18 protein-coding genes are annotated in these 17,601 nt (G+C 61.5%); 8 read left to right on the forward strand and 10 right to left on the reverse strand.

What is annotated here, in order from left to right:
* Window positions 1–91 precede the first annotated feature (91 nt).
* Both JFN91_RS02645 and lipA read left to right on the forward strand, forming a co-directional pair.
* The gene (locus JFN91_RS02645; protein ID WP_199387653.1) at window positions 92–892 is read left to right on the forward strand and encodes a lipoate--protein ligase family protein; all 801 of its coding nucleotides are present in this window, start codon (window positions 92–94) and stop codon (window positions 890–892) included.
* 63 nt (window positions 893–955) lie between these two features.
* Complete coding sequence (lipA, locus tag JFN91_RS02650; protein ID WP_199387654.1) at window positions 956–1,798, forward strand: lipoyl synthase; 843 nt, start codon at window positions 956–958, stop codon at window positions 1,796–1,798.
* A gap of 210 nt (window positions 1,799–2,008) precedes the next feature.
* Here the strand turns inward: lipA and JFN91_RS02655 are convergent, their stop codons facing one another.
* The 7 genes from JFN91_RS02655 to JFN91_RS02685 all read right to left on the reverse strand — a co-directional run bounded on the left by JFN91_RS02655 (window position 2,009) and on the right by JFN91_RS02685 (window position 8,987).
* Window positions 2,009–2,338 (reverse strand): carboxymuconolactone decarboxylase family protein, encoded by a 330-nt coding sequence (locus JFN91_RS02655; RefSeq protein WP_199387655.1) that lies wholly within the window; start codon window positions 2,336–2,338, stop codon window positions 2,009–2,011.
* Window positions 2,339–2,359: 21 nt separating this feature from the next.
* The gene (locus JFN91_RS02660; protein ID WP_199387656.1) at window positions 2,360–2,881 is read right to left on the reverse strand and encodes a flavodoxin; all 522 of its coding nucleotides are present in this window, start codon (window positions 2,879–2,881) and stop codon (window positions 2,360–2,362) included.
* A gap of 170 nt (window positions 2,882–3,051) precedes the next feature.
* On the reverse strand, window positions 3,052–4,854 hold the full coding sequence (locus JFN91_RS02665) for an aldehyde ferredoxin oxidoreductase family protein (protein ID WP_199387657.1): 1,803 nt from the start codon (window positions 4,852–4,854) through the stop codon (window positions 3,052–3,054).
* Entirely contained in the window at window positions 4,851–5,552 is a 702-nt protein-coding gene (locus tag JFN91_RS02670; RefSeq protein ID WP_199387658.1) for a 4Fe-4S dicluster domain-containing protein, read from the reverse strand. Before JFN91_RS02670 ends, JFN91_RS02665 begins: the two co-directional genes overlap by 4 nt.
* A gap of 92 nt (window positions 5,553–5,644) precedes the next feature.
* Complete coding sequence (locus JFN91_RS02675; RefSeq protein ID WP_236014878.1) at window positions 5,645–6,637, reverse strand: MBL fold metallo-hydrolase; 993 nt, start codon at window positions 6,635–6,637, stop codon at window positions 5,645–5,647.
* Window positions 6,638–6,896: 259 nt separating this feature from the next.
* Window positions 6,897–7,955, reverse strand: coding sequence for an NAD(P)-dependent alcohol dehydrogenase (locus JFN91_RS02680; protein WP_199387659.1), 1,059 nt, complete (start codon window positions 7,953–7,955; stop codon window positions 6,897–6,899).
* A gap of 21 nt (window positions 7,956–7,976) precedes the next feature.
* The gene (locus JFN91_RS02685) at window positions 7,977–8,987 is read right to left on the reverse strand and encodes an aldo/keto reductase (RefSeq protein ID WP_199387660.1); all 1,011 of its coding nucleotides are present in this window, start codon (window positions 8,985–8,987) and stop codon (window positions 7,977–7,979) included.
* Between the two features lie 298 nt (window positions 8,988–9,285).
* Here JFN91_RS02685 and JFN91_RS02690 point away from each other — a divergent pair, with 298 nt between their 5' ends.
* On the forward strand, window positions 9,286–10,200 hold the full coding sequence (locus tag JFN91_RS02690) for an AraC family transcriptional regulator (RefSeq protein WP_199387661.1): 915 nt from the start codon (window positions 9,286–9,288) through the stop codon (window positions 10,198–10,200).
* Between the two features lie 169 nt (window positions 10,201–10,369).
* Here JFN91_RS02690 and JFN91_RS02695 read toward each other — a convergent pair whose 3' ends face one another.
* The 3 genes from JFN91_RS02695 to trxA form a co-directional block, all read right to left on the reverse strand.
* Window positions 10,370–10,609 carry a hypothetical protein gene (locus JFN91_RS02695; RefSeq protein WP_199387662.1) on the reverse strand — a complete coding sequence of 80 codons (240 nt, stop codon included), beginning with the start codon at window positions 10,607–10,609 and terminating at the stop codon, window positions 10,370–10,372.
* A 227-nt stretch (window positions 10,610–10,836) separates the two neighbouring features.
* A complete protein-coding gene (locus JFN91_RS02700; RefSeq protein ID WP_236014879.1) occupies window positions 10,837–11,361 on the reverse strand; it encodes a TlpA family protein disulfide reductase in 525 nt (174 codons plus the stop codon).
* Window position 11,362: 1 nt separating this feature from the next.
* Window positions 11,363–11,692, reverse strand: a complete 330-nt coding sequence (gene trxA, locus JFN91_RS02705) for a thioredoxin (RefSeq protein WP_199387663.1) — start codon at window positions 11,690–11,692, stop codon at window positions 11,363–11,365.
* A 228-nt stretch (window positions 11,693–11,920) separates the two neighbouring features.
* Here trxA and JFN91_RS02710 point away from each other — a divergent pair, with 228 nt between their 5' ends.
* The 5 genes from JFN91_RS02710 (at window position 11,921) to cobA (ending at window position 17,566) form a co-directional block, all read left to right on the forward strand.
* Window positions 11,921–12,595, forward strand: coding sequence for a precorrin-2 dehydrogenase/sirohydrochlorin ferrochelatase family protein (locus tag JFN91_RS02710; protein ID WP_199387664.1), 675 nt, complete (start codon window positions 11,921–11,923; stop codon window positions 12,593–12,595).
* Window positions 12,592–13,407, forward strand: coding sequence for a c-type cytochrome biogenesis protein CcsB (gene ccsB / locus JFN91_RS02715; RefSeq protein WP_199387665.1), 816 nt, complete (start codon window positions 12,592–12,594; stop codon window positions 13,405–13,407). The genes JFN91_RS02710 and ccsB overlap by 4 nt, the downstream gene beginning before the upstream one ends.
* Before the next feature lie 32 nt (window positions 13,408–13,439).
* Window positions 13,440–14,741, forward strand: a complete 1,302-nt coding sequence (gene hemA, locus JFN91_RS02720; RefSeq protein WP_199387666.1) for a glutamyl-tRNA reductase — start codon at window positions 13,440–13,442, stop codon at window positions 14,739–14,741.
* A gap of 189 nt (window positions 14,742–14,930) precedes the next feature.
* The gene (gene hemC / locus JFN91_RS02725) at window positions 14,931–15,887 is read left to right on the forward strand and encodes a hydroxymethylbilane synthase (protein ID WP_199387667.1); all 957 of its coding nucleotides are present in this window, start codon (window positions 14,931–14,933) and stop codon (window positions 15,885–15,887) included.
* 128 nt (window positions 15,888–16,015) lie between these two features.
* Window positions 16,016–17,566 (forward strand): uroporphyrinogen-III C-methyltransferase, encoded by a 1,551-nt coding sequence (gene cobA, locus JFN91_RS02730; protein WP_199387668.1) that lies wholly within the window; start codon window positions 16,016–16,018, stop codon window positions 17,564–17,566.
* Window positions 17,567–17,601: the final 35 nt, after the last annotated feature.

A 17,601-nucleotide genomic window follows, 5' to 3' on the forward strand; every position in this document is an offset into this window, starting at 1 on the left:
AATGCTTCTGTTTTTTGCTGTACCTCAAAAGTCTTTTGCCTCTCTCCGATTTTCTCAGATTTTCTCCGTGGCCAATGGTTTAGAGGTTTTGATGTGTAAGTGGCGTTTGATAGATACGGGGCCGCTGGAAGGCCCTGCCAATATGGCCCTGGATGAGGCGCTCCTCAACTGTTTCCAGAAGGATCCCACCCGGCCGGTACTGCGCCTGTACGGCTGGAATCCCGCGACCCTCTCCGTTGGACGCTACCAGGACGCGGCCGCGGCGCTCAACCTCGATCTCTGCCGGGAGGAGGGGGTGCCGGTGGTGCGCCGCATGACCGGCGGCGGCATTATCTACCATGCCGCCGAGGTCACCTACAGCGTGGTTTGCTCGCCGGAACACCTGGGTGACCGCACCGGCGTCAAGGACGGCTTCCGCAAACTGTGCGGCTTCCTGCTCGGCACCTACCAGCGCCTCGGACTCGACGCCCGCTTTGCCGTCGATTGGAATCCCGCTGAGGAACGGCTGGGAGAGCGGACTTCCTTCTGCTTCGCCGGTAAAGAGGAATTCGACGTGGTGGTCAACGACCGCAAGATCGGCGGCAACGCCCAGCGCCGCCTCTCCGGCGCCATCCTGCAGCACGGCTCGATCCCGCTGCAGAACCGGGTGCAGCAGGGGGTGCGCTACTTGAAAGAGCCGGCTCCCGGCGCGGCACGTTCGGTGAGCCTGTCGGAACTGGGCCATGCGCCCGAGCCGGATGACCTGAAACGTCTGCTGGCAGAGTCGTTCCAGGAACTGATGAGCGTCGACCTGGTGCCCGAACCGCCGACCGACCAGGAGATGGTGACCGCGGGGAAGCTGGAGGAACACAAGTATCGCTGCCCAAGTTGGACTTTCGAGGGGCGGAGCTGAAGGTAGACGGTGCTAGTCCCCTCTCCCAGAGGGAGAGGGGATGTGAATGGTTTTGGGGGTGAGATGGAGGTTTTACGCAAGCCGGAATGGCTGCAAAAGAAGGTAAACCCGGCGGCACACGCGGAGATGGAAGGGCTGCTGAAAGAGCTCAACCTGAACACCGTCTGCCAGCAGGCCCGCTGCCCCAACATCACGGAATGTTTCCGTCAGAGGCAGGCGACCTTCCTGATCCTTGGCCGCGCCTGCACGCGGCTTTGCTCGTTCTGCTCGGTCGCCAAGGAAGTGCCCCTGCCGCCGGAACAGGGCGAGCCGACCGCGGTGGCCGAGGCAGTGTGCCGTTTGAAGCTCTCCCACGTGGTAATCACGAGCCCCACCCGCGACGACCTCGCCGACGGCGGCGCAGGGCAGTACGCCAGCACCGTCGCAGCCATTCGTACGGCTTCGCCGGCAACGAAGATTGAGCTGCTGATACCTGATTTCCAGGGGGGCCTGGAGGCGCTGAAGGCGGTGCTGGCGAGTGCGCCGGACATCCTGGGGCACAACCTGGAGACGGTGCCGAGGCTGTACGCCATTCGGTCCGGCGCGGATTACCAGAGATCTCTGCGGCTTCTGGCCGACGCTCACCGGCTCGAACCGGCGTTGAAGACAAAGTCGGGATTGATGCTGGGACTGGGTGAGGAGGAGGGCGAACTCCTCGCGGTGTTCCAGGATCTGGTGGAGGTGGGGTGCAGCTACCTGAGTCTCGGCCAATACCTTGCACCCAGCCGGCAGCACTACCCGGTGCAGCAGTTTATCGAGCCGGAGCGCTTCGACCGACTGAAGCAGCAGGCCCTTGCCGCCGGCATGCTCCACGTCGAGAGCGCCCCTTACGTGCGCAGCTCGTACATGGCGGAGCGATATCGCTGACTCCCCCCCTCCCAGCCTCCCCCCTCCAGGGGGAGGTGCCATGGACCGAGCGTGCACCTAGACAGCCAGGAAGGTAAACGAGGTCCCCTCCCCCGGAGGGGAGGGACAGGGAGGGGGAAGAAGCACTCAGCTCCTGCATAAACTCCCTCTGTCTCCCCTTCGCAAAGGGGAGGACGCGAGGCCTGGTACAGCGCTTAAATCATGCGGCCCTCATTCCCCTAAACTGTCCAGCACGTTCTTCAAATGGGCGAACCCCGACGCTGCCGTCGGCCAGCCGGCATAGAACGCGATGTGCGTGATGGCCGCCACCAGCTCTTCCTTGGTCAGCCCGTTCTCCAATCCCTTCTTGAGATGAAACTCCACCTGCTCGATCCGGTTCAGCGCCACCAGGCAGGTAACCGTGATCAGGCTTTTATCCCGCGGCGACAACTCCGGCCGCTCCCAGATCTCCCCGAACAGGAAATCCTTGGTCAGCCTGGCAAAGTCCGGGGCCACTGCCTCCAGGTCACTCATCCCTTTTGCTGCTTCGGGTTTTGTCATTGTGTCCTCCTGTGCGGCTCGTTATGCCGCCTCTGCTATGCCGAGCTTGCGCAGCCAGGCCGATAGTTTCTGCCCGGCCCGGTTGACTTCACCGCCACGGATGGCAATGCCTTCCAGAACGGTGGCCCCGGGGCAGAGATCCCTGATGTCCCGTGCGCTTTGCCCCAAGCCGGTCCCTTCATGCGTGATGAACGGCACGATGGCCTTGTCGCTGAAGTCGTGCCCGGCCAGGTACGTCATGACCGGCGGCGCCACCGTGTTCCACCAGTTCGGCGAGCCTACGAAGACGACGTCGTAGTCATTGACGTCCGTACCTTTTGTCTTCAACTCCGGCCGGTGCCTCGCCCGCAGTTCCCGCTTCGCTTGGCTCACGACCGTGTCGTAGTCCTGAGGATACGGTTGTACCGGTGTCAGTTCGAGCAGGTCGCCGCCCACCATCTGGTTGATCTGCCGGGCACACTCCCTGGTGTTCCCTGAATGCGAGAAGTAGACGGTCAGCACCTTCCACCCCCCAAAGCTTGTCTTGCTGCTTTCTCTCGTCATCAAATACCCCTCTTTGTTACTTGCTCTTGGGCAGGAGGGACAGGCTCCTCCAGGTGCCTGTCCCTTTAGCGGAACGCTCCAGTCAGCTCAGCCTCCTTCTATAAGAACTAAGGGGATAGGCACCTGGCGGAGCCAGTCCCCTCCTTCCGGACAGAGGGGATTTGCCTTTCCTATATATTTTCCAGCCCCAGTTCCTTCAGTTTTGCCTCTCCCGGCTTGGTGGTCACAGTATCCCAGCCGCGGTCCCGGTAGTACGTGGTCAGCATGTCCTCGAACTTCTTGCGATCCAGCACCGCTCCTTTCTTGGCGCCGATGGTGAAGGCGTCTTCGAAGAAACGGTCGGGAAGCTTGTCGTCACCACGGCGGAAGCCCTCGCGATAGTTGAACATTTTCTCCAGATTGAAGATCCGCTCCCCCGCCTTCTCGAACTCAGCCTGGTGGTACTCGTGGCCGGTGATCGCACTTAGCAGTTCGAGCATGGGCTCTTCCAACGCCGGCTCAAAGGTGGGGAAAAAGCACATCCCGGTCGAGTCGAGCATGGCACGCCTGTTCTGCATGGCGATGTTGTTGCCGCTCATGTGGCAGGCCCCCCGGGACGCGGTGACGTAGGAAAGCGCCCTGGGCTGGTTGCCCTGGATGTTGTGCGCCGCCAGTTCCAGCCCCTTCACGTGTATGGCAAACTTTTCGCTTCCTTGGCCGATGTGGCGGGACAAGTTTGCCACACCCTGGGCGGCGAGGGCGCCTACGCCGTCCTTGGCGGCGATCTTTTCGATCATGGCCAGGGTCGCGTCCACGCTCCCCCACTTGAGGTCGATGCCGTCCAGGAATTTGCGGTCGATCATCCCCTTCTCGTACGCCTCCATCAGGAAGCCGATCACGTTGCCGGTGGAGATCTGGTCCAGGCCCAGGTCGTCGATGTTGTAGATCGCCCTCAGCAGACCGGGCATGTCGGAGATCATCAGGTTGGAACCGAGCATGACGCCGGTTTCGTACTCGGGGCCGTCGTGCACCACGCCGCCGTACTTCCCCTTGGTGACGCCGCTTTTCTTGCAGGCGAGCGGACAGCAGTAACAGGCGAAGTCCCTCACCCACACGTCGCGCCGCGCCGCGTCGCCGCCGATCTTGTCCGCCTCGGTGAAGGTCCCCTCGCGGTAGTTGCGCACCGACTCGGTCCCGGCGTTGCTGTTGCCGACGATGGCCCTGGCCGTCCCCTGCTCGGCCCACGACTTGGCATAAGTCGTCCCGTACAGTGCGCGCCTGGCCTTTTCAAGTGCAGTGAGGAACCGTTCGTGGTCGGCAACGCCCGGCTGGCCGGAGCCCTTGACCGCGATGGCCTTCAGGTTCTTGGAGCCCATGACGCAGCCCGATCCGCCGCGCCCTGCTGCCCGCCCTGCGGTATGGATGATGCTGGAGTAGGGGATCAGGTTCTCACCGGCAGGCCCGATGTAGACCGTCTTGTATTTCCGGTCGCCCAGCTCTTCCAGGAAGGCCCTATCGAAGGCATCAGTCCGCATCCCCTTGAACTTCCTGGCGTCCCGGATGGAGACCTTGTCGTCGTCGATGACGATGTAGGAAAGCTCCCGCGCCTTGCCGATGACCACCAGCCCGTCGTACCCCGCGAACCTGATCTCCGGGCCGAAGAAGCCTCCCATGTTGGAGTAGGTGACGGTGGAGGCATGGCGATGCTCGGACGTCAGCGGTGCCGTGATGGGGGACTTGGTCACCACGCAGGTCCGCGACGAAGAGGGGACGGGGAGTCCCGAAAACGGTCCCGGTATAAACATGAGCGGGTTTTCCGGGGAGAGCGCATCGATGCCCGGCTTTTTGAGCCGGTCCCAGAGCAGCTTCATGCCCAGCCCTTGCCCCCCGACAAACTTGTCCAGGTCCTCGGGAGCGATGGCCACCGTCCTCGACTTCCCGGAGCTCAAGTCTATTTCAAGGATCCTGCCGTGGTATCCCGGTTTACCGCTCATTTCACACCTCCGAACTCCGCCGTCCCGTACCAGTTCCTAGCCAGTTCAGCAGCTATTTTTTCCGGCCCGAGGCCGTAGAATTTCCTGTCGCGCCGCACCTCCACGTAAGAGAGCGCGCCGAAGGGGCAGCGCTTGACGCACTGCGGATCGCCCCCGCACAGCGTGCACATCCGCTCCGGCTTCCCCGTCTCCGGGTTGGGGCGAATGACGCCGGTGCGCTGCGAGGCGCATGCCTTGGCGCAGCTGCCGCAGCCGATGCAGCGGCTGGCGTCGTTATGCATGGTGTGGCTCGCATCGTCCCGGTAGAAGGCGCGCCGGCCCGTTTTCCCGTCTGGTTCCACCGGGCACGCCTTGGCGCAAGGGGTGTCGGCGCACATGGCGCAGACATTGGGGACGTCGACGTCCGGGTTGAAGTTGTGGACCTTGATGTTGGCAAAGTAGGGGTTACCCAGCCCCGGCAGTTCTTTCCCGCCTACCGCCGCGGGCTTATTGCGCGATGAACACGCCGTTTCGCAGGTCCGGCATCCCGTGCACTTTTTGTAATCCACCACGACCATCTTCAGGGTCGCTTCGCCCGACAGCGCCCAGGCCGCCGAGTGAATCCCGAACTGTCCGAACAGCACCAGCGCGCCGCCCCCGACCCCGACTCCCTTGAGGAACTCCCGGCGGGTGAAGGTCCCCCCATTTTCCTTTGTCATGTCAGCCTCCAAAACTGGGAAAGCATTTGCCGTAGCAGTTCAATGCCGAGAGACGTCTTGGTCTCGGCGCATTTCTCTTTTCTCAGATTTCCTCAGATTTTCTCCGTGGCCAATGGTTTCGATTTTCCCGTGACCAGCGCAGGCACCGCATCGACCGCTGCCCACCAAGGTCGGTCCTGGGTGGCCGCTGATGAGTAGACCGGCTCACCGATGACCGGGATGGCTACCTCGATGTCGCGCGCCTTGGTCAAGGAGAGGATCCTGTCGGACGGTTCGCGCCATGCGTGCATGGAAAGATCGAAGGTGCCGTTGTGAATCGGCAGCATCCTTTTGCCTTTAAGGTCGAGGTGTGCCTGTACGGTTTCTTCCGGCATCATGTGCACCCCGGCCCAGTTCACGTTGTAGGCTCCGGCCTCGAGCAGGGTCAGGTCGAAGGGGCCGTACTGCTCGCCGATCCTCTTGAACCCTTGGAAGTAGCCGGAGTCCCCGCTGAAAAAGACCCGGAAGCCGGGGGCGAGGATGGTCCAGGAGTTCTGCAGGGTCTGATTCTTGTTGAAGAGGCCGCGGCCGGAGAAGTGCTTACAGGGAGTTGCCACCAGACGGACCTCGTCCACCTGCGTCGACTGCCACCAGTTCAACTGCCGTACCTTGGCGGTGGGGACGCCCCAGCCGGTGATGATGTCCCCCACGCCCGCCGGTACCAGGAAGTGCTCCGTCTTGGCGGCCAGCTTCACGATGGAATTGCGGTCGAGGTGGTCGTAGTGGTCATGGGAGATGATCACGGCCTTGATCGGGGGCAGGTCCTCGATGCTGATCGGCGCTTTATGGAACCTCTGCGGGCCCGCCCATTGGACCGGTGAAGCCCTGTCCGAGAACATCGGGTCGGTGAGCCAGAAGGCGTCCTGCAGTTTCAGGAGCACCGTGGAGTGCCCGATCCGGAAGACGGTGTTATTGGGCGCGGAGAGCAGTTCTGCGCGTGACATCTTGTGGATCGGGATTGTTCCGGTAGGACGGGTGTCGGCCGGCTTGTTGAAAAAGAAATTCCACATGACGCGGGTTGATGCCAGGATTCCTCCGGTGGTCATTATATCTCCTGATGGTTTCTGCCCGGCTTCGGCTGACCGAGCCCGGTCAACCTCGCCGCCGCTACGTACTGCCATGACTGTTAAGCCTCCGACAACCAATACCATGATCATGTTACGCTTCAGGTTCATTTCTTCCCAAGGGGCCGCGGCCCGCGGCGGACGCGGTGCCGGCGGCATTTATTTTTGGTGCTTTCGGACTTCGCGGGAAGCTGTCTTGCTGCCCCCCCTCCCTTGAGGGAGGGGGGGCATTCCGGCGAACTTACTCAGCTTTCAGCGACGCCATGTCGATGGAAAAGCGGTACTTCACGTCCGACTTGACCAGCCTCTCGTATGCTTCGTTCACCCTCTGGATCGGGATCACTTCCACGTCGGAGGTGATGTTGTGCTGCCCGCAGAAGTCGAGCATCTCCTGGGTCTCGGCGAGGCCGCCGATGAGCGAACCGGAGACGCTGCGCCTGCCGAAGAGGAGCGCGAAGGAGGAGAGGGCAAGCGGCTTGTCCGGCGCGCCGACCAAGGTGATGTTCCCCTCCAGCCCCAGCATCTGGATGTAGGCGTTCAGGTCGTGGTCCGCGGCGATGGTGTCGAGGATGAAGTTGAAGGTGCCGGCATGCTGCTTCATCTGCTCGGCGTCGGTGGAGATGATCACCTCGTCGGCGCCCAGGCGCAGGGCATCTTCTTTCTTGCCGGGCGAGGTGGTGAAGACCACGACGTGGGCGCCGAATGCCTTGGCGAATTTGACTCCCATGTGCCCCAGTCCCCCGAGGCCGACCACGCCGACCTTTTTGCCCTTGATGTCGCCCCAGCGGTGAATGGGCGAATAGGTGGTGATCCCGGCGCAAAGCAGCGGTGCCACCCCGGCCAGGTTGAGGTTGGTGGGAACGCGCAGCACGAAGTGCTCGTCCACCACGATGCTGTCCGAGTAGCCGCCATAGGTGACCCCGCCCAGGTGCTTGTCAGGGGAGTTGTAGGTGAAGGTCGCGTTGGTGCAGAACTGCTCCAGGTTGGCGTCGCAACTCGGGCAGCTGTGATCGGAATCCACCAGGCAACCGACCCCGGCCAGATCGCCCGGCTTGAACCTGGTTACCGCGGAGCCGACCTTGGTGACGCGCCCCACGATTTCGTGCCCGGGCACGCAGGGATAGATGGTCGGCATGACGCTGTTCCACTCGTCGCGCACGGTGTGCAGGTCGGAGTGGCAGATGCCGCAGAAAAGGATTTCGATCTGGACGTCGCGGTCGGTCGGCTCGCGGCGCTGAATGGTGGTCGATGCCAGCGGTGCAGTCGCGCTGGCGGCGGAATATGCTTTTGCCTTATACATGATTGATCCTCCTGTTCGTTGTTACTGGTTGGTGAGCTTTTCCAGCATCTCGGGGTAACGATCCCCCTGCACGTGTATCTTAGCGGCGGCGGAGTCGATTTGGCGCAGATCGTCGGCGCTCAGGATGATGTCGACGGCGCCGTTGTTCTCGTCCAGCCGCTCCAGTTTCGTCGTCCCCGGGATGGGCACGATCCACGGCTTTTGCGCCAGCAGCCACGCCAGGGCGATCTGCGCGGGTGTGGCTTTTTTCTGAGCAGCGATCTCTCCCAAGAGGTCCACCAGGGCCTGGTTCGCCTGCCGCGCCTCGGGGGTGAAGCGGGGGAGGGTGGTGCGGAAGTCGGTGCTGTCAAAGGTGGTGCTGGCGTCGATCTTTCCAGTCAGGAAGCCCTTGCCGAGCGGGCTGTAGGCGACCAGGCCGATGCCCAGCTCTTCCAGCGTGGGGAGGATCTCCGCCTCGGGGCGGCGCCACCACAGCGAATATTCGTTCTGCAAAGCGGTGACCGGCTGCACGGCGTGGGCACGGCGGATGGTCTGCACGCCCGCCTCGGAGAGACCGAAATGCTTCACCTTCCCCTCCTGGATCAGCTGCTTTACCGCACCCGCGACCTCTTCGATAGGCACGTCCGGGTCGACCCTGTGCTGGTAGAAAAGGTCGATGGCGTCGATCTTGAGTCGCTTCAGGGAGGCTTCGGCAACTTCCCTGATGTGCTCGGGGCGGCTGTTCAGTGCCGGAGTGGCGCCCTTCATCCCCCTGGGATCCTTACCGGGGGCGATGTCGAAGCCGAACTTGGTAGCGATCACCACCCGGTTCCGCACGGGGGCGAGGGCCTCGCCGACCAGTTCCTCGTTGGTGAACGGGCCGTAGACCTCGGCGGTATCGAAGAAGGTGACGCCGCGCTCGACAGCCGTTCTCAGCAGGGTGATCATCTCCTGCTTGTCCTTTGGGGGGCCATACGAGAAGCTCATGCCCATGCAGCCTAAACCCAGGGCGGAAACTTCCAGACCGCTGTTCCCCAGTTTGCGCTTTTGCATTTTGGTCTCCTTTGAGTAATTGTGTTGTTGTTATGAAAGCAGGGACCGATGCTGTGACAGTCGACTTCCGGCAAATTCTATCGCATCGTGCCTCATGCTCCAGTCTGGCCTGCCTTGTTGCGATGATGTGATCCTAGCTCTTAAACAGAAAAGGTGGGTAGACCGATCCTGCCTGATTTTTGCCTGATCCTCCGGATGCTTCGAAAAAAGTTGTAAAGCACAGGCCGGTTGGATAGGATGGGACAGGTCAAAGAGTTGTTAAAACAGCCTGTTGGGCTGATGGTTGGAGGCCGACGCAATGGAAGAAGCTATTGAAAGTTTGAGGCGGAGTATTGCCCGATGGACTGAGCAGGGAGAGTTGTTCGAGACACCGGTCCCGGGGCTGTCACTGTTCAAAAGGGAAGACGTCACCGAGCCGGTAAGCGGCATGTACGAGCCCAGTGTCTGCCTGGTGGCGCAGGGCGCCAAGCGCGTTCAACTCGGTGATGAGACCCTGGTCTACGATGCCAATCACTTCCTGATCACGTCCGTGCATCTGCCTACGGTGGTGCAGATCGTCGAGGCGAGACCCGAAAAGCCCTACCTCGGCTTGCGGCTCATGCTCGACCTGCGCGAGGTTTCACAACTCATGCTGGATAGCAACCTCCCCCAGCCCCGTACCCAGCAGTCCAGCCGCGGCATGGCGGTTGGCGAGGTGACCCTGCCGCTCATCAGCTCTTTCCAGCGCCTGCTCGACCTGCTTGACGAGGAGAAGGATGTCCCGATTCTTGCGCCGATGATTCAGCGCGAGATCATCTACCGGCTGCTCGTTGGCGACCAGGGGGCGCGCCTGAGGCAGATTGCTTCGGCGGGAAGCCAGAGCCAGCAGATCGCCCGGGCCATCGATTGGCTGAAGGGGAACTTCGCCAACCCGCTGCGCATCGACGAGTTGGCGACCAAGGTCAACATGAGCACTTCCACCTTTCACCACCACTTCCGGACGCTGACCGCCATGAGCCCGTTGCAGTACCAGAAGATGCTGCGCCTGAACGAGGCCCGGCGCCTGATGCTGACGGAACGCTTGGATGCTACTACGGCCGCCTTCAACGTCGGTTACGAGAGCGCCTCCCAGTTCAGCCGGGAGTACAGCCGCCTGTTCGGGACCCCGCCGCTGCGGGACATCACCCACTTGCGCCGCATGGCTACCGACGTTCCAACCTCCGTCTCCGCGTGACCCTCACATACTGCTTGGAGCATCCGCCCGCAGGATGATGGTGCCTATCCAACTTCCCACAGACGCGTTGCAAGTTACTGCGGACGCATGATAAATTACCATGTGCACCATGCAATCTGGTATGGACGGAATGGGGCGTGTAAAGGATTTTGTGTAAACACGGCTGAGATTATTGCTGGTCCTCGATGTTCCAGTACCCCGGTTTTGCACAAATACTAAGGCCTTCAGAATCCTTTTCTGATGCAGCCGACTGCCGGGACTTCACTGCAGCTTCCTTGGTGAGGATTATCATTTCGACCTCCTCCCCCACGTGACTCTTGATCACCCCGACATCCTGGCCTTTCTTCAACTCGAGGACTATGTGGCCATCGTCGTCCTGTCCAATTATCCCCGTTGCTCTCAGTTTCATGGATAACCTCCTCTGTTGATGTGGTCGGGAAAAAGCACCCACGAATCGTGCCATGCGATTAGAGAAAGTCAATGTTTCTGCTTGGGGAGAAATGGACCTGGAATCAGCGGGGGGGAGGGCTTGGAAGCGGGGGAGATGAACGAAAAGAGCGGCTGCTTCGCAGCGACTACCGTGACGGTATCGCAGCGAAGAGCCGCTCTCATTTTTTTACGTGCAGCTGCCAGTGCCTATTCGGCGAGCAGCCTCTTGATGGTGTCTTCCATCGTCTTCGCAGTCTGGTCGGAGAAGCCCTGGAACCTTTCCACGACCACCCCTTTCTTGTTGATGACGAAGACGGTGGGGATGGAACGCAGTCCGTACTCGGTCTGCATCTCCTCGCCTGCTATGGCGACCGGGTAGCTGATCCTGCGCTCGTTGATGAAGGTCTTGACGTCGCGGTCGCTCCCTTCATCGACACTTACTCCCAGCACCTGCAGCCCCTGCTTGCCGTACTTGGCCATCAGCGAATTCAGGTGGGGGATGGCTTCCTTACAGGGGATGCACCACGTGGCGAAGAAGTCCATCACCAGCACATACCCCTTGTAATTGTTCAACGTGATCGGCTGGCCGGAAGTGCTGGTCAGCTTGACCGGGGGAGCGGGATCACCTTTTTGCAGTATGGCATGGGCGGACTGCGTGAAGAGCAGCAGGCCTGCCAGCGCCAGGGGGGTGATTCTCAACAGGGATTTCTTCAACTGCATCAGCTTTTTCATTTTAGAGAGCCTTATTGATCAGGGCCTCCAGCTGGGCTTTCGGGATTGCGCCGACCACCTGGTCCAGCACTTTGCCGTCCTTGATCAGGATGACGGTCGGAATCCCGCGCACGCCGTACTTGCCGGGGGTTGCCGGGTTGTCGTCAACGTTGACTTTGCCTACTTTAACGCGTCCTTCGTACTCGGACGCCACGGTATCGATGAGGGGGGCGATCGCTTTGCAGGGGGCGCACCAGGTGGCCCAGAAGTCTACCAGCACCGGGATGTCGGACTGCAGGACTTCTTTTTCAAAGTTGTCATCGGTAAAGGTCTGTACATTTTCGCTGGCCATGGAACCTTCTCCTTTAATAAAAAAAGTGAGTTCTACTATAAAGGAGCCGATGAAAAAAGCAAGGGGTAAATGCCCCTTGGGTGAGAGGCAATTAAGGCGTCCGAACCCCTCTGCATCGTTGATGTATTCAGCATTGACAGGGCGGCGGGATAGGGCCATATTGGGGCGGCCGCCCCGCCAGAATGAGATGTGATCCCGGCTGCGCTGCGGGGAAAACAGGGAGTGCTCGTGCGTCATTACCCGATAAACCTGAACCTGAAGGACCGTCTGGTCGTAGTGGTTGGCGGAGGCAAGGTGGCCGCCCGCAAAGCGGCCCGGCTGGTCGGTGCAGGCGCGCGCGTCACGGTCGTGGCCCCGGCGGTCGAAGACTCCCTTGCCGCTCTCGCCGCGCAGGGGCGCATCGTGCATCTGTGTCGCAGCTACCGCCCCGGCGACCTTGCCGGAGCAACCCTCGCCTTTGCCGCCACCAGTGAGCCCGCCGTCAATCGCGAGGTGGCGCGGGCAGCCCGCGCACTGAATGTCCTCGTCGACTGTGTCGACCTGCCAGAGGACGGTGACTTCGTGACACCTGCTGTTCTCGAACAGGGAGACCTGCTGATTACGGTCTCGACTGGTGGAGCCAGCCCATCTCTGTCAAAACAAATCGTCAATCAACTGAAGCCCCAGTTCGGTCCTGAATACGGTGAGGCGGTGGCGCTTTTAAGTGCCATCCGTGAAAAGCTATTGACTGAAAAGGTGGGGAACGCATACAATGACACGGTTTTTGCCGAGCTTGCCGCGCTGGATCTCCCCGCGCTAATCAGAAACGGGCAGAGAGATGCCATAGACCAGATACTCCTGAAGCTCTCCGTTGCCGGGGCCGCACCGGGCTCGGTAGGGGCAGGAAAAGAGGACCCTTCATGAACGCCTTGCTCTTCAACAGCACCCTGGTCATCTACGCGGTCGTCACCGCGGTCTACCTGATCTACTTGCTCAAACCTAAGGAATCCTTAGGTAAAGCGGCCCTCTGGCTCACTCTGGCCGGATTCCTCGTGCACTGCGGCTTCACACTGAACCGCTTCCTCGAGGCGGGGCACACTCCGATCACCAACCTGCACGAATCGCTTTCCTTCTTCAGCCTCTCCGTGGTCGGCATCTTCCTGCTGCTGGAAAGGCGGTACAAGATCAGCATCCTCGGCTCCTTCATGATGCCGGTGGCGCTGCTGATCATGATCATCTCGGCCTCCTTCTCCACAGTCATTCCGCCGTTGAACCCGGCTCTCAAGAGCAAGTGGCTCGCGGTGCACACCATCATGGCCTTCCTGGGGTATGCCGCCTTCGCCATCTCCTTCGGCGTCAGCATCATGTACCTGATCCAGTCGCATTTCCTGAAGACGCGCCGGCTGGGCTCCATGTTCCAGAAGCTCCCCTCGCTGGACATCCTGGACGACATCAGCTACCGCTGCCTCACCTTCGGTTTCCCGCTGCTCACCTTCGCCATCATCTCCGGCGCCATCTGGGCCGAGACCGCGTGGGGGACCTACTGGAGCTGGGATCCCAAGGAAACCTGGTCGCTGATCACCTGGTTCATCTACGCCGCCTTGCTGCACGGCAGGCTCACCACCGGTTGGCGCGGCAGAAAGGCCGCGATGCTCTCCATCTTCGGCTTCGTCATCATGCTCTTCACCTTCCTCGGCGTTAACCTGTTGCTGCCGGGGCTGCACAGCTACAAGTAAGAGGGATTTCCCCAGAAGGGGCAGGGATTGTTATGAACATTATTGTGGTCGGGCTTTCGCATAAAACTGCCGGAGTTGAGGTCCGGGAAAAGGTAGCTTTCTCCCCCACCCAGATGGAGAAGCCGCTCAACGCCCTCGTGGCGCTCCCCGATATCACCGAGGCCGTGATTGTTTCCACCTGCAACCGCGTGGAGATCTACGCTACCACCCGCGACGTCGCCGGCGGCATGGCCCGCCTGAAGCGCTTCCTTGCCGATTACCACAACTACCCGCTGGAAACGCTCGAGAAGCACCTGTACAGCTACCACGGGGAGGAGGCCACCCGCCACGTCTTCCGCGTCGCGTCAAGCCTCGATTCCATGGTGGTCGGTGAGCCGCAGATCCTCGGGCAGATCAAGACCTCCTACGGCTACGCCGCCGAGTTCAAGAGCTCCGGCATTATCCTGAACCGCTTCCTGCACAAGGCCTTTTCCGTTGCCAAGCGGGTGAGGACCGAGACGAAGATCGCCTCTTCGGCCGTCTCCGTGGCCTTCGCCGCGGTGGAGTTGGCTAAAAAGATCTTCGGTGAGCTCTCCGACAAGACCGTCCTGCTTATCGGCGCCGGCGAGATGTGCGAGCTGGCCGCCAAGCACTTCATCAACGTGGGGGTGCGCGGCGTCATGGTTACCAACCGTACCTACGAGCGTGCCGAGAAGCTGGCCGAGGAATTCGACGCCAAGCCGGTCCACTTCGAGGCCCTGATGGAGCACCTCCCCAAGGCGGACATCATCCTCTCCTCCACCGGCGCTCCGCACTTCATCATTCACGAGAAGGACATGGAAGAGGTGCTGCGCCGTCGCAAGCTGAAGCCGATGTTCTTCATCGACATCGCCGTGCCGCGCGACATCGATCCCAAGGTCAACGACGTGGAGAACTGTTATCTCTACACCGTCGACGACCTGAACGGCGTGGTGGCCACCAACCTGGAGCAGCGTAAGGTTGAGGCGGCCAAGGCCGAGGCGATTGTCGAGCAGGAAATCGGGCAGTTCTTCAAGTGGCTCTCCTCGCTGGACGTGACCCCGACCATCGTGGCGCTCAGGAGCCACTTCGACGAGATCAGAAAGGCCGAGCTGGCCAAGACCCTCTCCAACTGGAAGGATCTTCCCCCCGGTGCGGATAAGAAGATGGACGCACTCACCAACGCCATCATGAACAAGCTGCTGCATCATCCCACCAGCCTCCTGAAGCGGACCGACCAGGGGAGCCGCAACGACCTCTATGTCGATGCGCTGCGCCACCTCTTCGATTTGGAGACTCCGGAGCAGCAGGAAAGCATGATGGAGCTGGAAGACTGAGAGGCAGGGGCTAAAGGCAAAAACAGGGACTAGGGGCTAGGGGCTAGTAAAGACTCGCCCCCCCCCCGCTGTTGACGGTGGAAACAAAATAAACTTCAAGGGGTTAGGTAGTAGGGGTCAGGGTTGGCGATTGTGCTAGTCCCTAGCCCCTAGTCCCTAGCCCCTCGATTCAACTCAAAGGAGAAGTACATGGCGCTGAAAGAGCTGAGAATAGGAACCCGCGCGAGCCAGCTCGCACTCTGGCAGGCAAACTGGGTCAAGTCCGAGCTGGAAAAACGCTACCCCGACATGACCGTCACCCTGAAGAAGATCAAGACCATCGGCGACAAGATCCTCGACGTGCCGCTGGCGCAGGTCGGTGGCAAGGGCCTGTTCGTCAAGGAGATCGAGGAAGCGATGCTGCGCGGCGAGATCGACATCGCGGTGCACAGCATGAAGGACGTGCCGACCGAGTTCCCGGAAGGCCTGGGCCTGTACTGCATCACCGAGCGCGAAGATCCGCGTGACGCGGTCATCTCCCGCAACGTGAAGTTTGCCGACCTGCCGCAGGGCGCCCGCATCGGCACCTCGGCGCTGCGTCGCCAGGCACAGCTGCTGAAAGTCCGTCCCGACCTGGAGATGGTCATCATCCGCGGCAACGTGCAGACCCGTATGGACAAGCTGGAGACCGAGGGGCTCGACGCCGTCATCCTGGCCGCCGCCGGTCTGAACCGTCTCGGCTTTGCCGACCAGATCACCGAACTGCTCCCGACCGACCTGTCGCTTCCGGCCATCGGCCAAGGCGCCCTCGGCATCGAGTGCAACCTCTCCAACGAAGACGTGAAGGACGCCATCTCCTTCTTCAACCACCCGGACACCAGCCGTGCGGTACGCGCCGAGCGCGCCCTGCTCTGGCGCTGCGAGGGCGGCTGCCAGGTTCCCATCGCCGCCTTCGGCGAAGTGACCGGCGACGAGCTGAAGCTGACCGGCTTCATTGCCTCCGTGGACGGCAAGGTTTCCGTCAAGGGCGTGGTTACCGGCCCGGCCGACGACTGCGAGAAGCTGGGCGTGAAGCTCGCCGAGCAGCTCCTCTCCGAGGGTGGCCACGCCATCCTCGCCGAGGTGTACCAGCGTGAAGTTTCCCGGGAGAAAGAAATCCCGGTATAAAAACCGAAAAGCATTACCACAGAGGACACTGAGGTCCTCTGTGGTCAAAGCTTTTGCTTTTGAAAGGCTAACGGTTCTACCTTAGCCTTTTGCCTTTTGCGCACGACACTCTCTTTTCCTGGTGCGAGATGACTGTTGATATGACTAAGAAGGGCTACGTCTACCTGATCGGCGCGGGTCCCGGGGATCCCGGACTCATTACCGTCAAGGGACGGGACTGCCTGGCCAAGGCGCAGGTGGTGATGTACGACTACCTGGCCAACGACGAACTGCTCCGGCTGGCTCCCAAGGATGCGGAACTGATCTACGCCGGGAAGGTCGGCGGCGAGCACAACCGCGAACAGAGCCAGATCAACGAACTGCTGGTGCAGAAGGCGCTTTCCGGCAAGGTGGTGGCGCGCCTCAAGGGGGGCGATTCCTTCATCTTCGGCCGCGGCGGCGAAGAGTGCGAGGCGCTGGTGGCCGAGGGGATTCCCTTCGAGATCGTGCCGGGCATCACCGCTGCGGTAGGCGCCACCAGCTACGCCGGGATCCCGCTTACCCACCGCGGCGTGACCACCTCGGTTGCCTTCGTCACCGGGCACGAGAAGAAAGGGAAAGCATCCTCGGAGATCGACTGGGAAGGGCTTTCCCTGGGCAGCGGCACCGTGGTCTTCTACATGGGGGTCACCAACCTGCCGCACATCGCGCAAAGCCTCATGGAACACGGCCGCGCGCCGGAAACCCCGGTGGCGCTGATCCGCTGGGGCACCCGTCCCGAGCAGGAGGTGCTGGTCGGCACGCTGGCCGATATCGCCGACAAGGCCCGCACCGCCGGTTTCAAGGCTCCGGCCATTACCGTGGTCGGCGAAGTGGTGAGCCTGCGGGAGACGCTGCGTTGGTTCGACAACCGCCCGCTCTTCGGTCGCTCGGTGCTGGTCACCCGCGGCGCGGACCAGGCCGGTGAGTTCACCTCCATGCTGGAGCAGCTCGGCGCCCGGGCCTACTGCTGCCCGACCATCGAGATTGCCCCACCGGAAAGCTACGCCGCCCTGGATGAGGCCATCGAAGGTTTGGACAGCTTCCACTGGATCATCTTCACCTCGTACAACGCGGTCAAATACTTCTTCGCCCGGCTTGCCGAGCACGGTCTCGACAGCCGGGCCCTCGGGCGCTGCCACGTCTGCGCGGTCGGCCCCAAGACTGCCGCGGCGCTGGCACCGTACGGCATCCGTCCCGACCTCATCCCCGCCGACTACAAGGCGGAGGGCGTCGTGGACGCCTTCTCCGAGATGGACATGAACGGCAAGTGGGTCCTCTTCCCGAAAGGGGATCGGGCCCGTGAAGTGATCCCGGAAGAGTTGACTAGATTGGGCGCACAGGTGATCGCTCCCGTGGCCTACGCCAACCATACCCCCGCGGGCATTCCGGAGGAGGCGCTGCTGGCGCTGGAGGAGAAGCGCATCGACTGCGCCACCTTCACCTCCTCGTCCACTGTGCAGAACCTGGCCGGCATCCTCGGTGAGAACCGTTTCCTGCACCTGATGGAAGGGGTCACGGTCGCCTCGATCGGCCCGATCACCTCCAAGACCTGTCGCGATCTCGGACTGGATGTGCACATGGAACCGGCCGAGTTCACCCTGGAGGCCCTGTCGCGGGAGATGATCACTTTTTTCGGCCGCGCGTCCACACATAGTTAACCCCGCTCCTCAGGCCAGCATCCCCTCCCCCGGAG

It is taken from the genome of Geomonas anaerohicana (genome assembly GCF_016458305.1).
In the GTDB taxonomy this organism is placed as follows: Bacteria; Desulfobacterota; Desulfuromonadia; order Geobacterales; family Geobacteraceae; genus Geomonas; species Geomonas anaerohicana.

Excerpts from the sequence above, each read along its gene's own strand:
- JFN91_RS02645 (WP_199387653.1), top strand. The coding sequence starts at position 92 with ATGTGTAAGTGGCGTTTGATAGATACGGGGCCGCTGGAAGGCCCTGCC.
- lipA (WP_199387654.1), top strand. The coding sequence starts at position 956 with ATGGAGGTTTTACGCAAGCCGGAATGGCTGCAAAAGAAGGTAAACCCG.
- JFN91_RS02655 (WP_199387655.1), bottom strand. The coding sequence starts at position 2,338 with ATGACAAAACCCGAAGCAGCAAAAGGGATGAGTGACCTGGAGGCAGTG.
- JFN91_RS02660 (WP_199387656.1), bottom strand. The coding sequence starts at position 2,881 with ATGACGAGAGAAAGCAGCAAGACAAGCTTTGGGGGGTGGAAGGTGCTG.
- JFN91_RS02665 (WP_199387657.1), bottom strand. The coding sequence starts at position 4,854 with ATGAGCGGTAAACCGGGATACCACGGCAGGATCCTTGAAATAGACTTG.
- JFN91_RS02670 (WP_199387658.1), bottom strand. The coding sequence starts at position 5,552 with ATGACAAAGGAAAATGGGGGGACCTTCACCCGCCGGGAGTTCCTCAAG.
- JFN91_RS02675 (WP_236014878.1), bottom strand. The coding sequence starts at position 6,637 with ATGACCACCGGAGGAATCCTGGCATCAACCCGCGTCATGTGGAATTTC.
- JFN91_RS02680 (WP_199387659.1), bottom strand. The coding sequence starts at position 7,955 with ATGTATAAGGCAAAAGCATATTCCGCCGCCAGCGCGACTGCACCGCTG.
- JFN91_RS02685 (WP_199387660.1), bottom strand. The coding sequence starts at position 8,987 with ATGCAAAAGCGCAAACTGGGGAACAGCGGTCTGGAAGTTTCCGCCCTG.
- JFN91_RS02690 (WP_199387661.1), top strand. The coding sequence starts at position 9,286 with ATGGAAGAAGCTATTGAAAGTTTGAGGCGGAGTATTGCCCGATGGACT.
- JFN91_RS02695 (WP_199387662.1), bottom strand. The coding sequence starts at position 10,609 with ATGAAACTGAGAGCAACGGGGATAATTGGACAGGACGACGATGGCCAC.
- JFN91_RS02700 (WP_236014879.1), bottom strand. The coding sequence starts at position 11,361 with ATGAAAAAGCTGATGCAGTTGAAGAAATCCCTGTTGAGAATCACCCCC.
- trxA (WP_199387663.1), bottom strand. The coding sequence starts at position 11,692 with ATGGCCAGCGAAAATGTACAGACCTTTACCGATGACAACTTTGAAAAA.
- ccsB (WP_199387665.1), top strand. The coding sequence starts at position 12,592 with ATGAACGCCTTGCTCTTCAACAGCACCCTGGTCATCTACGCGGTCGTC.
- hemA (WP_199387666.1), top strand. The coding sequence starts at position 13,440 with ATGAACATTATTGTGGTCGGGCTTTCGCATAAAACTGCCGGAGTTGAG.
- hemC (WP_199387667.1), top strand. The coding sequence starts at position 14,931 with ATGGCGCTGAAAGAGCTGAGAATAGGAACCCGCGCGAGCCAGCTCGCA.
- cobA (WP_199387668.1), top strand. The coding sequence starts at position 16,016 with ATGACTGTTGATATGACTAAGAAGGGCTACGTCTACCTGATCGGCGCG.